Here is a 13,819-nt window from a genome sequence, read left to right as displayed (position 1 = left end):
CCTGGCCCTGTGCCTTCACCCTGCCCCGAGCCATCGTCGAGAAACACCGCCATGACCGCAGCCAACCTCACCGAACAGCAACGCCTGGAACTCGAAGCCGCCGCCTTCCGCACCCTGGTCCATCATTTGCAGACCCGGAAGGACGTGCAGAACATCGACCTGATGAACCTCGCCGGTTTCTGCCGCAACTGCCTGTCCAAGTGGTACAAGGCCGCCGCCGACGACCTCGGGGTGGAAGTCAGCAATGACCAGGCCCGCGAAGAGATCTACGGCATGCCCTATGCCGAGTGGAAAGCCAAGTACCAGAAAGAAGCGAGCCCGGAACAACAGGCCGCCTTCGCCAAGAGCCAGGGCAACGCCTGAGGCCACCGGGCCCCTTGCCAACCCTGCCCCAGACACCATGAGCCTGTTTCGATGACCCTGACCGACTTCCGCGCGCGTCTGCGCAGCGAACACCACCTGTTCACCGACACCCTGGCGTTCATCGCCGAGCACTACAGCTACACGCCGAGCGCCTTCGACAACGGCAGCGTGAGCAACCCGGCCGGGCAGAACGAAGGTTCCTGCAAGACCCTGGGCTTCGCCATCCTCGAAGGCCTCAGCCTCGAGGAAACCCTGCTGGCCTTCGGCGAGCACTACCGTGCGGTGCGCGACAACCCGGAAGGCGACGACCACGCCAACATCCGCGCCCTGCAACAGACCGGCCTGGCCGGCGTGCATTTCGAGCGCCAGCCCCTGTCGCGCCGGGGCTGAGAAGTCCCGGTCGCCCCCACGGCGGATAACCGCGAGCGGTTATTCGCCCTACCGACCGCTCCATAGCGACCCACGCCAGCCGTCGCCACCGGCCGGCCTTGCCGATACGCGACGAAAAAAGGCGGGGCCCCATCGGGGTCCCCGCCCTTCTCGCCGCCGCAAGCGCGGCGCAGCCAGCGTCACAGCTTGGCGATGGAGACCTCGGTGGACTTGACGAAGGCGATCACTTCGCTACCGATGGCCAGCTCCAGTTCCTTCACCGAACGCGTGGTGATCACCGAAGTGACGATCCCGGCGGCGGTCTGCACGTCGATCTCGGAGAGCACCGGCCCTTCGATGATTTCCTTCACGGTGCCCTTGAACTGGTTACGAACGTTGATGGCTTTGATGGTCATGGCGTTTCTCCTGGGGGGATTCGGAACGAGGCATGGTTGCTTAGAGCGCCCAGCGCAGTTGCGTGGGCAGGGGTGAAACGGGTTCGGGTTGCGGCGGCAGCTCCGGCTGCGCCAGCACCCGGTTGAGCACTTCGGCTTCCAGCGCGGCCAGTCGCGCCGAGCCACGCGAGCGCGGCCGGGGCAGTTCCACCGGCAGGTCGAGGCCGATCTCGCCGTCCTCGATAAGGATCACCCGGTCGGCCACCGCCACCGCCTCGCTGACGTCGTGGGTGACCAGCAGGACGGTGAAACCGTGTTCGCGCCAGAGTCCTTCGATCAGGTGCTGCATCTCGATCCGGGTCAGCGCATCGAGCGCGCCGAGCGGCTCGTCGAGCAACAGCAGGCGCGGCTCGTGGATCAGCGCGCGAGCCAGCGCGACGCGTTGCTTCTGCCCGCCGGACAGGGCCGCCGGCCACTCGTTGGCACGCTCGGCCAGGCCGACCGCCCGCAGCGCCTGCAGGGCCTTCGCCCGCCAGTCGCCGCGCAGGCCGAGGCCGACGTTGTCGATCACCCGCTTCCACGGCAGCAGGCGCGAGTCCTGGAACATCAGCCGGGTGTCCTCGCGGGCCTCGGCCAGCGCCGCCGAGCCGGCCAGCAACTCGCCGCGGCTGGGCTGGTCGAGGCCGGCCAGCAGGCGCAGCAAGGTGCTCTTGCCGCAGCCGCTGCGGCCGACGATGGCGACGAACTGCCCGGCCGGAACCAGCAGGTCGATGTCCTTGAGCACCTCGCGCTCGCCGAAGCGCCGCGCCACTCCGCGCAGGGCCAGCGGGATACCGCGCTTGAGGCGCTGCGGAGTGCCGCCAAGGGCGGCGTTGTGGGCATTCATGCGCCACCTCCCTTGACCTGGTAGGCCGGGTGCCAGCGTAGCCAGACGCGTTCCAGACCGCGGGCGGCGAGGTCGGCGAGCTTGCCGAGGACGGCATAGAGCAGGATCGCCAGGACCACCACGTCGGTCTGCAGGAACTCGCGGGCGTTCATCGCCAGGTAACCGATGCCAGAGCTGGCGGAAATGGTCTCGGCGACGATCAGGGTCAACCACATGAAGCCGAGGGCGAAGCGCACCCCGACCAGGATCGACGGCAGCGCGCCGGGCAGGATCACCTGGCGGAACAGGGCGAAGCCGGACAACCCGTAGCTGCGCGCCATCTCCAGCAGGCCGGGGTCGATGCCGCGGATGCCGTGGTAGGTGTTCAGGTAGATCGGGAACAGCGTGCCGAGGGCGACCAGGAAGATCTTCGCCGACTCGTCGATGCCGAACCACAGGATCACCAGCGGGATCAGCGCCAGGTGCGGCACGTTGCGGATCATCTGCACCGAACTGTCGAGGAAGCGTTCGCCCCACTTCGACAGACCGGTGACGAAGCCAAGCACCAGGCCGATGGTGCCGCCGATGAGAAAGCCGATCGCCGCGCGCCAGCCGCTGATCGCCAGGTGCTGCCAGATCTCGCCGCTGCGCAGCAGCGCCCAGCCGGCCTCGAGCACGGCGCTGGGCGCGGGGAGGATGCGGCTGGACAGCCAGCCGAACTCAACCGCCGCCTGCCACACCGCCAGCAGGACCAGCGGCAGCGCCCAGGGCGCCAGGCGCTCGGCCAGTCGTTTGGAAATGCTCATGTCGTTCGCTCCGACCGCTCTCAACTCTGCGCGGCCTGCCGGGGCAGGATGTCGTTGGCCACCATCTCGCCGAACGGGCTGACATAGCCGCGTCCCTCGGGCTGCGCCGGGCGCTGCACGTCGAGGTGCGGGAACAGCAGTTCGGCGACCCGGTAGGACTCTTCCAGGTGCGGATAGCCGGAGAAGATGAAGGTATCGATGCCCAGCTCGGCGTACTCCCTGACCCGCGCCGCCACCGTCGGCCCGTCGCCGACCAGCGCGGTGCCGGCGCCGCCACGCACCAGGCCGACACCGGCCCAGAGATTGGGGCTGACTTCCAGGTTGTCGCGCGAACCGCCGTGCAGCGCGGCCATGCGTTGCTGGCCGACCGAGTCGAAGCGCGCCAGGGAGGCCTGGGCGCGGGCGATGGTGTCGTCGTCGAGGTGCGCGATCAGGCGATCGGCGGCCTGCCAGGCTTCCTCGCTGGTCTCTCGGACGATCACGTGCAGGCGGATCCCGAAGCGCACCTGGCGGCCCAGGCGGGCGGCCTTCTCGCGTACCTGGGCGATCTTCTCGGCAACCGCCGCCGGCGGCTCGCCCCAGGTCAGGTACAGCTCGACCTGCTCGGCGGCGAGGTCCTGGGCGGCCTCCGAGGAGCCGCCGAAGTACAGCGGCGGACGCGGCTGCTGCAACGGCGGATAGAGCAGTTTGGCGCCCTTCACCTGGATGTGCTTGCCGGCGTAGTCGACGGTCTCGCCCTCCAGCACGCGACGCCAGATGCGGGTGAATTCGACCGACGCCTCGTAGCGTTCGGCGTGGCTCAGGTGCAGGCCGTCGCCAGCCAGTTCGTCGGGATCGCCGCCGGTGACCAGGTTGAACAGCGCGCGGCCGTTGGACAGCCGGTCCAGGGTCGCCGCCTGGCGCGCGGCGACGGTCGGCGAAATGATCCCGGGACGCAGCGCGACGAGGAACTTCAGGCGCTGGGTTACCGGGATCAGCGAGGCGGCGACCAGCCAGGAGTCCTCGCAGGAACGTCCGGTGGGGATCAGTACGCCGCCGAAGCCCAGGCGGTCGGCGGCCTGGGCGATCTGCTGCAGGTAGCCGTGGTCGACGGCACGGGCGCCCTGGGTGGTGCCCAGGTAGTGGCCGTCGCCGTGGGTGGGAAGGAACCAGAAAATCTCGAGGCTCATCGCAATTGACTCCAGGGTGAGCGCGCCGGCGTGGCGTAGCCGCGCGATGATCGTATCGGTATGTGGGCGGTACGGGCTCAGGGTGCGCTGGCGACCTTGCCGGCCGATGGCGTCCAGATCACGTCCTTGATGCTCAGCGGTTTGGGAATCAGCTTCAGCTGGGTGAAGGTGTCGGCGATCTTCTGCTGCGCCTCGACCACCGCCGGGGTGATCAACTGCGCGCCGTAGCCCTGGCGCTTCACCGCGGTCAGGGTGATGTCGGCGGGCAGCCCGAGCAGCGGCGCGACCTGCTCGGTCACCTGCTGCGGGTTGGCCCGCGACCAGTCGCCGACCTGGCGTATCTCGTCCACCAGCTTGTCGAGCACCTGCGGATGCCGTTGCGCGTAAGTCCGGGTGGCGAGGTAGAACTGGTGGTTGTCGACCAGCTCGCGACCATCCACCAGGACCCGCGCGGACAACTGCTTCTCGGCGGCGGCCTGGTAGGGGTCCCAGATCACCCAGGCGTCGACGCTGTGACGCTCGAAGGCGGCGCGGGCGTCGGCCGGCGGCAGGTAGACGGGTTGGATGTCGCTGTACTTCAGGCCGGCCTGCTCGAGGGCGCGGACCAACAGGTAATGCACGTTGGAGCCCTTGTTCAGGGCGACTTTCCTGCCCTTCAGCTCGGCCACCGAACGAATCGGCGAGTCCTTCGGCAGGAGGATCGCCTCGCTGGTCGGCGCCGGCGGTTCGTAGGCCACGTAGAGCAGGTCGGCGCCGGCGGCCTGGGCGAATACCGGCGGGGTTTCCCCGGTCACGCCGAAGTCGATGCTGCCGACATTGAGTCCCTCGAGCAATTGCGGGCCGCCGGGAAACTCGGTCCATTGCACCTTCACGCCGTCTTCGGCGAGACGTTTCTCCAGGGTGCCGCGGGCCTTGAGCAGGACCAGGGTGCCGTATTTCTGATAACCGATCCGCAGGGTGTTGGCCGACTTCTCGTCGGCCAGGACGCCGTAGGACAGGGCCGCCACCAGCAGGGCCGCCAGTCCACGACGCAAAGCGATGGTGCGCATGGCGCTCTCCTTTGTCGTTGTGGGTGCCGAACCTGCCGCGCCGTTGACGGAACAGTGAGGTCGTCGTGTGTGCGTTGTGCAATCGGGCCGCGGCGCGCGTGCGCTGGCGGCGGACGGATCAGATGCTCCAGCGGGCGTTCACCAGGCGCTCGTTGAGCAACTGCGGGTCGATCGGCTGCGGCCGTCGCGAGAGGGCCAGGTGGAAGGTTTCCAGGGCGTTTTCCAGGCGCTGCTCGAGGACCGGCTCCAGGCGCGCCGGGTCGCTCTCGGTGGCGTAGGCGATCTGCTTGTCCACGGCGAATACGCCGTGCAGCACCTCCTGGGCCTTGAGCGCGGCCAGTACCGGCTTCAATGCGTAGTCCACGGCCAGCATGTGCGCGCTGCTGCCGCCGGTGGCGAACGGCAGCACCACCTTGTGCTCCAGGGCGCGCTCGGGCAACAGGTCGAGCAGGACCTTCAGCGCGCCGGAAAACGAGGCCTTGTACACCGGGGTGGCGACCAGCAGGCCGTCGGCGCGGCCGATCTGCTCGGCCAGCGCCAGTACCGGCGGACTGTCGAGGCGGGCACGCAGCAGGTCCTCGGCGGGAAAATCCAGCACCTGGTGGCTGGCCACCTCGACGCCGCGACGGCTCAGCCAGTCCCTGGCACGCTCCAGCAACACCCCGGAGCGGGAGCGTACGCTGGGACTTCCGGCGATGGAAACGACGAGCATGGGGGGATTCCTTATAACCGGAAAACAGAATATTCGTTTGGCTTGCTAACCAAGTTGCATAGACCTTAACAGGCGGCCTCATATTCCAATAAATGTTTTTTATTCATTTATTTATTCCATAAAGAATATAAGAACCCGGCTCGGGGTCTTGCCTCAGAGCACGTGCGCCCGCTGCATTTCGGTCAGGGCCTCGCCGCGCAAGTAGGCCAGCTCCACCGCCCGGCGATCGCGGGGACGCGCCAGCGGTACGTGGAACTCGCGGCGGATGTGTCCGGGACGGCCGCCCATCAGCAGCACGCGGTCTGCGAGATAGAACGCCTCGTCGAGATCGTGGGTGACCAGCAGGACGCTGATCTCGTAGTTCTGCACCACGTCCTGCAGCAGGTCCTGGAGGCGCATGCGGGTGAAGGCGTCGACCGCGCTGAACGGCTCGTCGAGCAACAGCACCTGCGGCCGTCCGTAGAGACCGCGAGCGATCGCCGCGCGCTGCGCCATGCCGCCGGACAGTTGCTTGGGCAGCAATCCTCCGCAGCCGGCCAGTCCGACATCGGCGAGCAGGCGCTCGACCCAGTGCTCGTCCTCCAGCCAGCCGTCGGCGAAACCGACGTTCTGCGCCACCGTCAGCCAGGGCAACAGGCGCGGCTCCTGGAACACCACGCCGATTCCGCCGCTGCGGCCGTTCTCGCCGTCCGGGCCGAAGCCGAGGATCGGGTTGCGTTCGACAGTGCCCTGGAAGTCATCGTCCAGTCCGGCGGCGATCCGCAGCAGGGTGCTCTTGCCGCAACCACTGGGGCCGAGCAGGCTGACCACCTCGCCGGGCGCCAGCGACAGCGCCACGCCCTCCAGCACCCGCGTATCGCCATAGGCCTTGCGAATCTCCAGCAGGTCGAGCAGGCCGCTCATGCGCCGCCCTCCCCGTCGAAACTGTCGCGCCAGCGCAGGGCCCGGCGCTCCAGCGAGCGGAGCAGGCCGTCGCTGAGCTTGCCGAGGGCCGCCAGGACCAGGATCGCGGCGATCACCAGGTCCGGACGCGAGGTTTCCCGACCGTCGCTGAGCAGGTAGCCGAGGCCCTGGGTGGCGGCGATCAGCTCCGCCGCGACGAGGAACATCCAGCTCAGGCTGAGCGCCCCGCGCAGGCCGGTGAACAGGTTCGGCAGCGCCGCCGGAAGGAGGATGCGGCCGACCAGGGCGAAGCGCGACAAACGGTAGAGCCGCCCCAGTTCCACCCACTTGCGATCAACCCCGCGTACCCCGGCGACCAGCGCGAGGTAGACCGGGAAGAAGGCGCCGAGGGCGATGAGGACGATCTTCGGCGTCTCGTCGATGCCGAACCAGAGCAGCAGCAAGGGCACCCAGGCCAGGCTGGGGATCGCCCGCAGGGCCTGGAAGCTCGGCTCGAGGTAGGCTTCGGCGCGACGACTGAGGCCGACCCAGGTTCCGACCGCCAGGGCCAGGCCGCTGCCGATCGCGAAGCCGGCGGCGACCCGCGCCAGGCTCGCGCCGACATGCCCCCACAGCTCGCCGCGAGCCAGTTCCACCAGGGTCAGCAGGATGCCGCTCGGCGCCGGCATCTGGTAGGCCGGCAGCCAGCCCAGGCGCACCAGCGCCTCCCACGACGATAGTGCCAGCAGCGGCAAGGCCCAGGCCCGCCAGGCGCCCGGCACGCGCAGTCGCCACGCCCGGCGCGAGACTCGCCGGGCCAGTCGCAGGCTCTGGCTGACCATGGCTCAGGGCTCCGTGCGCGCCAACGGGGCACCGCCGATGACCTCGGCAGCCCACTGCGGCGCGATCAGTTCGTCGACCACCTTCTGCACGTCCACGCCCGGCCGCACCAGGCGCTCGTCCGCCAGGATCGGCGCCGCGGCCTTGAGCGCGGCGACCTGTTCGGCGCCCGGCAGCGGCTGGCTGAAATCGGTGCGCGACAGTTGCAGGCGAGCCACTTCCAGCGGCAGGCCGGCTTCCTCGGCAAGCAGTTGCGCGGCCTCGTCGGGATGCCCGATCACCCAGTGGCGCGCCTGCTCGTAGGCCGCCAGCACCTGGCGGATCAGTTGCGGATGGCCTTCGGCGAAATCCTCGCGGACATTGAGCACGCCGTAGCTGTTGAAGCCGAGGTTGCGGTAGAGCAGCCGCGAGCCGGCCTGCAACTCGCTGGCCGCCATGTGCGGATCGAGCCCGGCCCAGGCGTCGACCTGGCCCTTCTCCAGGGCTACCCGGCCGTCGGGATGCTGCAGGTGGACGATACGCAGGTCGTTCTTGTCCAGGCCCACGCTGTGCAGGCTGCGGAGCAGGAACAGGTAGGGATCGGTGCCCTTGGTGGCAGCCACCTTGCGACCCTTGAGTTCGGCGAGGCTGCGGATCGGCGAATCCTTGCGCACCAGCAGCGCGGTCCACTCAGGGCGGCTGGCGACGTATACGGTACGTACCGGGCTGCCGTTGGCCCGCGCGAGTACCGCGGCGAGGCCGGCGGTCGAGGCGAAATCGACGCTGCCGGCGTTGAGGTACTCCAGGGAACGGTTGCTGCCCTGGCTGAACACCCAGCGCACCCGGGTTCCGCTGCCGTCCAGGCTTTTCTCCAGCCAGCCGAACTTCCTGAGCGCCAGGCTGGTGGGGGCGTAGTAGGCATAGTCGAGACGGATTTCAGCGGGGGCGTCGGCGGCTTCGGCCGCGGGAAACACGGCAAGAACGGCGAGCAGGGCCAGCCAGGCCCGGCAGCGACGGAGAGCGGCGATCATGCGTCTGCTCCTGGAAGGAGGTGGATGAGCGAGCCTTCTCCCCGTCTGGCGGGCAAGTCAGAGCCGGTTTCGGAAACGGATGGCGGATAGAAAGCGTCGCGGCGACGCGCTGGCGCACATAAAAAAGAGGGCCGGTCGAAACCGGCCAAAAACCCTGCTCGTGGCTAAACAGCGTTGCATGACGGCACGCACCGTCGAATAAAAGGTCCCGCCTGCCGTGCCTGCCCATGCAGGCGGGACGAATCCGGCCTCAGCGGTTGGGCTGGGGCGTCAGGCGCAGGTAGGGCTTCACCGCGCGGTAGCCTTTGGGGAAACGCCGCTTGATCTCTTCCTCGTCCTTCAGCGAAGGCACGATCACTACCTCGTCGCCGTCCTCCCAGTTGGCCGGCGTGGCGACCTTGTGCTCGTCGGTCAGTTGCAGCGAATCGATCACCCGGAGGATCTCGTTGAAGTTGCGCCCGGTGCTCGCCGGGTAGGTGATGATCAGGCGCACCTTCTTGTTCGGGTCGATGATGAACAGCGAACGCACGGTCAGCGTGTCGTTGGCGTTCGGGTGGATCAGGTCGTAGAGTTCGGAGACCTTGCGATCGGCGTCGGCGATGATCGGGAAGTTGACCCGGGTGTCCTGGGTCTCGTTGATATCGTCGATCCACTTCAGGTGCGAGTCCACCGGGTCCACCGACAGCGCCAGGACCTTGACCCCGCGCTGGGCGAACTGGTCCTTGAGCTTGGCGGTGAAGCCCAGCTCGGTGGTGCACACCGGGGTGAAGTCGGCCGGGTGGGAGAACAGCACGCCCCAGCTGTCGCCCAGCCATTCGTGGAGGCGGATGCGCCCTTCGCTGGAATCCTGTTCGAAATCGGGGGCGATGTCGCCGAGTCTGAGGCTCATGGGGTCACTCCTTGTTCGTGTTGGAACCCACTATGCCCAAGGCCGTTCGACGTTAAAAAGAATAAATTAAGATTTTCTTATAACCAAAAATAGAATACCCAACCCTTCGCCTGGAAATCCGTTTCCTTTCGTCCGCCGGCCTGCCGCCCGGCCAACCCCCGCCTACACTGAAATCACCTTGGCCCGCCATCCAGGAGTCGCCGCCATGTTGGGGAAACGTTCCACCGATCCCGTCCCGGCCACCCGCTTCCGCAGCGATCGCATAAGTTCGGTGAATGGCCAGTACTTCTTCTCCACCCGCGAAGGGACCCTGGAAGGTCCCTACTTCACCCGTTTCGACGCGGAGCGGGAAATCGACGCGTATATCCGCAGGATGCGCCAATCGGCGGAAATCCAGGCGCCGGGTTCCCACTGAAACGATACAGGCGCGGAATTTATTTCCCGGCGGCTGAAACGTTCAAGAAAGGGAAGGCAAGTATTCTCGGCGGAACGCCGAGGCAAATGTCACCGCATGTGAACGCACTCACATCGGGGGTGAGTTCCAGTATCATTCACCCGGTGAATACCTGCCACGTCGTGCGTATCCACGCTTCTCCACGTTTTCTAGCGGTAAATCCATGAAAAAAATCTTATTGATGCTTTTGTGCGTCAGCGTGCTGGGTTGCTCCAAAAACAGCGTCGAATCGGAAAAACCGGTCGACGTGCTCCTGATCGGTGGCGGCATCATGAGCGCCACCCTGGGTACCTATCTGAACGAACTGGAACCAGGCTGGACCATCGAGATGGTCGAGCGCCTGGACAAGGTCGCCGAGGAAAGCTCCAACGGCTGGAACAATGCGGGCACCGGTCACTCGGCGTTCTGCGAACTGAACTACACCAGCGAGGCCGCGGACGGCTCGATGGATATCAGCAAGGCGGTGGCGATCAACGAGAACTTCGAGATCTCCAAGCAGTTCTGGGCCTACCAGGTCGACCGCAAGGTGCTGAACGATCCGAAGTCGTTCATCAACAACGTCCCGCACATGAGCTTCGTCTGGGGCGACGACAACGTCGCCTTCCTCAAGAAGCGCCACGCCGCCCTGCAGCACAGCTCGCTGTTCCGCGGCATGGAGTACTCGGAAGACCCCGAGCAGATCAAGCAGTGGGTGCCGCTGGTGATGGAAGGCCGCGAGCCGGGGCAGAAGATCGCCGCCACGCGCATGTCGATCGGCACCGACGTCAACTTCGGTGAGATCACCCGCCAGTTGGTGGGCTCGCTGTCGGCCAAGGACACCTTCAAGCTGCGCCTGCAACATGAGGTCCGCGACCTCAAGCGCAACGACGATAACACCTGGACCGTGACCATGGCCGACCTGGCCAATGGCGACAAGGAAACCAGCGTCAAGGCCAGGTTCGTCTTCATCGGCGCCGGTGGCGGCGCGCTGAAGCTGCTGCAAATGTCCGGTATCCCCGAGGCCGAAGGCTATGCCGGCTTCCCGGTGGGCGGTTCGTTCCTCGCCACCACCAACCCGGACGTGGTCAAGCGCCACCTGGCCAAGGTTTACGGCAAGGCTTCGGTGGGTTCGCCACCGATGTCGGTGCCGCACCTCGACACCCGCATGATCGACGGCAAGCCGGTTCTGCTGTTCGGTCCGTTCGCCACCTTCTCCACCAAGTTCCTGAAGAACGGCTCGCTGTGGGACCTGCCGGGCTCGGTGACCAGCAGCAACATCGGCCCGATGTTCAACGCCGGCATCGACAACTTCGATCTCAGCCAGTACCTGATCGGCCAGCTGATGCTCAGCCAGGACGACCGCATGGCCTCGCTGCGCGAGTACTTCCCGGAAGCCCGCGACGAGGACTGGAAGCTGGTGCAGGCCGGCCAGCGCGTGCAGATCATCAAGAAGGACGCCGAGAAAGGCGGCGTACTGCAATTCGGCACCGAAGTGGTGACCGCCGCCGACGGCTCCGTCGCCGCCCTGCTCGGCGCCTCGCCGGGCGCCTCGACCGCCGCGCCGATCATGCTGTCGGTGCTGGAGAAGGCCTTCAAGGACAAGGTCGCCACCCCCGAGTGGCAGGCACGCCTGAAGGAAATCGTGCCGTCTTACGGGCGCAAGCTGAACAACGACATCGAGCTGACCAACAGCACCCGTGCCTGGAGCAGCGAGCGCCTGCAACTGATCCACGTGCCGGTACAGCCGGAGGCCTGATCGGCCACCGACGCGCGCGCATGAAAAAGCCCGGCAATAGCCGGGCTTTTTTGGGTTGGCGTTCCCCTTGCGGGGCGGCGCATCGGCGGATAACGCCGCTGGCGTTATTCGCCCTACCCGACAGGCAGCGCCGCCCACAAAGTCACTGCGGGCCGTAGGACGAACAACCGCTCGCGGTTATCCGCCGGAACCTGCATGTCACCGATTGCGCCCACCCGCGATATCACGCCCCTCCTTCGAGCCTGGCCAGGCGCTCCTCCAGCGCCGCCAGGCGCGTCTCCAGCTCGGCGATCCGCGCTTCCGCATCGGCCGACAGAGCGGCCGGCGCGGCGCGTTCCGGGTCGCTGCCCATCGCCTCCACGGCGGCCTCGAGGTCGGCCTGGCTGCCGAGCAGGTGCATGTAGCGCTCCTCGCGCTGCCCGGCGCGACGCTCCAGGTGCACGGCCAGGCCACGGCCGGCGAGGCGTTCCAGGTGGTGGCGGATCTGCTCGACGTCGTCGAAATCGTGCAGGCGGTTGCTGCGGGTGAGCAGTTCGTTGAGGGTCTGCGGACCACGCAGGAACAGCAGGCCGAGCAGCGCCACCTGTGGCGCCACCAATTCCAGGCCCTTGCCCAGGGTGTGCTCCCAGCGGTCGGCGCGGCTGCCCATCACCAGCCTGACCAGGCCGCGCCCCTCGAGCTGGCGCAGGCTCTGGCCGACCTGGCCGGGCGTGAGGTTCATCACCGGATCGCGGCTGGTCTTCTGGTTGCAGGCCAGGACCAGGGCATTGAGGGTCAGCGGATAGGTTTCCGGAGTGGTCGCCTGCTTCTCGACGAGGCTGCCGAGAATCCGTGCATCGACGGCGCTCAGCGGGTCGTCGACGAACGGCGAGTTGGGCTCGGTGGACATCGCTACATCCCTATGCAAGGAAAAAGGCGCCTAGCCTAGCGCGAGTCGCCGGGGATGGCACGGAGCGTCATGTAAATAAAACCCATGAGGCGAACCCCGGCCTGCGGGGCCCGCCGTCGCGCACGGGCTCAGCGTACGGCTTCGAACAGCCCGCTGGCGCCCATGCCGCCGCCGACGCACATGGTCACCACGCCGTAGCGCAGGTTGCGCCGGCGCAGTTCGCGGACCAGATGACCGACCTGGCGCGAGCCGGTCATGCCGAACGGGTGGCCGATGGCGATGGAGCCGCCGTTGACGTTGTACTTCTCGTTGTCGATCTCCAGCCGGTCGCGGCAGTACAGGCACTGCGAGGCGAAGGCTTCGTTGAGTTCCCAGAGATCGATGTCGGCGATCTTCAGCTCCTTCGCCTTGAGCAGCTTCGGCACCGAGAACACCGGACCGATGCCCATTTCGTCCGGCTCGCAGCCGGCCACGGTGAAGCCACGGAAAAAGGCCTTCGGCTCCAGGCCCAGCGCCAGCGCTTTCTCCAGGCTCATCAGCAGGGTCATCGAGGCGCCGTCGGAGAGTTGCGAGGCGTTGCCGGCGGTGACCGAACCGTCCTCGGCGAACGCCGGCTTCAGCGAGGCCAGGCCTTCGAGGGTGGTGTCCGGGCGGTTGCAGTCGTCGCGGTCGACCACTCCGTCGAGCACCTGCTTCTCGCCGCTGGCCTTGTCCTCCACCGCGTAGCGGGTGGTCATCGGCACGATCTCGTCGGCGAACAGCCCGTCCGCCTGGGCTCGCGCCATCCGCTGCTGGCTCTGCAGGGCGTAGGCATCCTGGGCCTCGCGGGTGATGCCGTAGCGACGGGCGACGATCTCGGCGGTCTGCCCCATGGGGTAGTAGATGCCCGGCACCTCCCTTTGCAGCAGCGGGTTCACCAGGTGGTCGGTGTTGACGCTCTTCAGGGTCAGGGTGATCGACTCGACGCCGCCGGCGACGATCACCTCGCTGCAACCGGAAGCGATCTGGTTGGCGGCGATGGCGATCGCCTGCAGGCCGGAGGAACAGTAGCGGTTGAGGGTCATCCCCGGCACCTGGATGCCGAGGCCGGAGAGCACCGCCACGTTGCGCCCGATGTTGTGGCCCTGGGCGCCTTCGTTGGAGCCGGCGCCGACGATGCAGTCATCCACCAGCAGCGGGTCGAGGTCGTTGCGCGCCAGCAGCGCGTCGACACAGTGGGCGGCCATGTCGTCCGGCCGGGTCAGGTTGAACTTGCCGCGGAAGGACTTGGCCAGGCCGGTCCGGACGCTGTCGACGATCACCACTTCACGCATGGGGGAACCCTCGCTGTTATTGTCGGGCGGCCGCCGGGGCAGCGGCCGGATCGAGCGAGGATAAGGCGAGGCAATCGCG

At 67.1% G+C, this 13,819-nt stretch carries 16 protein-coding genes; 4 read left to right on the top strand and 12 right to left on the bottom strand.

Annotated features, from left to right (window positions below):
• Positions 1-51: 51 nt before the first annotated feature.
• On the top strand, positions 52-363 hold the full coding sequence (locus VQ067_RS08235) for a DUF1244 domain-containing protein (protein WP_003091898.1): 312 nt from the start codon (positions 52-54) through the stop codon (positions 361-363).
• A 51-nt stretch (positions 364-414) separates the two neighbouring features.
• Positions 415-753 (top strand): HopJ type III effector protein, encoded by a 339-nt coding sequence (locus VQ067_RS08230; RefSeq protein ID WP_003091899.1) that lies wholly within the window; start codon positions 415-417, stop codon positions 751-753.
• A 179-nt stretch (positions 754-932) separates the two neighbouring features.
• On the opposite strand, the gene VQ067_RS08225 is transcribed toward VQ067_RS08230, so the two are convergent.
• The 10 genes from VQ067_RS08225 to VQ067_RS08180 form a co-directional block, all read right to left on the bottom strand.
• Positions 933-1,148 (bottom strand): TOBE domain-containing protein, encoded by a 216-nt coding sequence (locus VQ067_RS08225; protein WP_003091900.1) that lies wholly within the window; start codon positions 1,146-1,148, stop codon positions 933-935.
• Between the two features lie 40 nt (positions 1,149-1,188).
• Entirely contained in the window at positions 1,189-2,013 is an 825-nt protein-coding gene (gene ssuB, locus VQ067_RS08220) for an aliphatic sulfonates ABC transporter ATP-binding protein (RefSeq protein WP_003119579.1), read from the bottom strand.
• Positions 2,010-2,798, bottom strand: a complete 789-nt coding sequence (ssuC, locus tag VQ067_RS08215) for an aliphatic sulfonate ABC transporter permease SsuC (RefSeq protein ID WP_003091909.1) — start codon at positions 2,796-2,798, stop codon at positions 2,010-2,012. The genes ssuB and ssuC overlap by 4 nt, the downstream gene beginning before the upstream one ends.
• 20 nt (positions 2,799-2,818) lie before the next feature.
• Positions 2,819-3,967 carry an FMNH2-dependent alkanesulfonate monooxygenase gene (ssuD, locus tag VQ067_RS08210; protein WP_024946989.1) on the bottom strand — a complete coding sequence of 383 codons (1,149 nt, stop codon included), beginning with the start codon at positions 3,965-3,967 and terminating at the stop codon, positions 2,819-2,821.
• Between the two features lie 77 nt (positions 3,968-4,044).
• Positions 4,045-5,016 (bottom strand): sulfonate ABC transporter substrate-binding protein, encoded by a 972-nt coding sequence (locus tag VQ067_RS08205; protein ID WP_033990955.1) that lies wholly within the window; start codon positions 5,014-5,016, stop codon positions 4,045-4,047.
• Positions 5,017-5,134: 118 nt separating this feature from the next.
• Positions 5,135-5,728 (bottom strand): NADPH-dependent FMN reductase, encoded by a 594-nt coding sequence (gene ssuE, locus VQ067_RS08200; RefSeq protein WP_003091915.1) that lies wholly within the window; start codon positions 5,726-5,728, stop codon positions 5,135-5,137.
• A gap of 153 nt (positions 5,729-5,881) precedes the next feature.
• Entirely contained in the window at positions 5,882-6,631 is a 750-nt protein-coding gene (locus tag VQ067_RS08195) for an ABC transporter ATP-binding protein (RefSeq protein ID WP_003091922.1), read from the bottom strand.
• Entirely contained in the window at positions 6,628-7,452 is an 825-nt protein-coding gene (locus tag VQ067_RS08190) for an ABC transporter permease (protein ID WP_340080818.1), read from the bottom strand. The genes VQ067_RS08195 and VQ067_RS08190 overlap by 4 nt, the downstream gene beginning before the upstream one ends.
• Before the next feature lie 3 nt (positions 7,453-7,455).
• A complete protein-coding gene (locus VQ067_RS08185; protein ID WP_023088137.1) occupies positions 7,456-8,460 on the bottom strand; it encodes an aliphatic sulfonate ABC transporter substrate-binding protein in 1,005 nt (334 codons plus the stop codon).
• Between the two features lie 250 nt (positions 8,461-8,710).
• Entirely contained in the window at positions 8,711-9,349 is a 639-nt protein-coding gene (locus tag VQ067_RS08180) for a peroxiredoxin (RefSeq protein WP_003091927.1), read from the bottom strand.
• Between the two features lie 205 nt (positions 9,350-9,554).
• Between VQ067_RS08180 and VQ067_RS08175 the strand changes: the two genes are divergently transcribed.
• Entirely contained in the window at positions 9,555-9,764 is a 210-nt protein-coding gene (locus tag VQ067_RS08175; RefSeq protein ID WP_003091929.1) for a DUF6316 family protein, read from the top strand.
• A gap of 202 nt (positions 9,765-9,966) precedes the next feature.
• Positions 9,967-11,538: a malate:quinone oxidoreductase gene (locus VQ067_RS08170; protein ID WP_003091930.1), complete on the top strand. Its 1,572-nt coding sequence runs from the start codon at positions 9,967-9,969 to the stop codon at positions 11,536-11,538.
• Positions 11,539-11,761: 223 nt separating this feature from the next.
• On the opposite strand, the gene VQ067_RS08165 is transcribed toward VQ067_RS08170, so the two are convergent.
• Together VQ067_RS08165 and VQ067_RS08160 are read right to left on the bottom strand one after the other, a co-directional pair.
• Complete coding sequence (locus tag VQ067_RS08165) at positions 11,762-12,427, bottom strand: YceH family protein (protein ID WP_003091932.1); 666 nt, start codon at positions 12,425-12,427, stop codon at positions 11,762-11,764.
• A gap of 128 nt (positions 12,428-12,555) precedes the next feature.
• Entirely contained in the window at positions 12,556-13,740 is a 1,185-nt protein-coding gene (locus tag VQ067_RS08160; protein ID WP_003160799.1) for a thiolase family protein, read from the bottom strand.
• Positions 13,741-13,819: the final 79 nt, after the last annotated feature.

Source organism: Pseudomonas sp. KBN12P06040 (assembly GCF_037574965.1).
Classification (GTDB): Bacteria; Pseudomonadota; Gammaproteobacteria; order Pseudomonadales; family Pseudomonadaceae; genus Pseudomonas; species Pseudomonas aeruginosa.
Note: the sequence above shows the minus strand (reverse complement) of the source record. Positions and strands in the feature narration are given on the sequence as shown.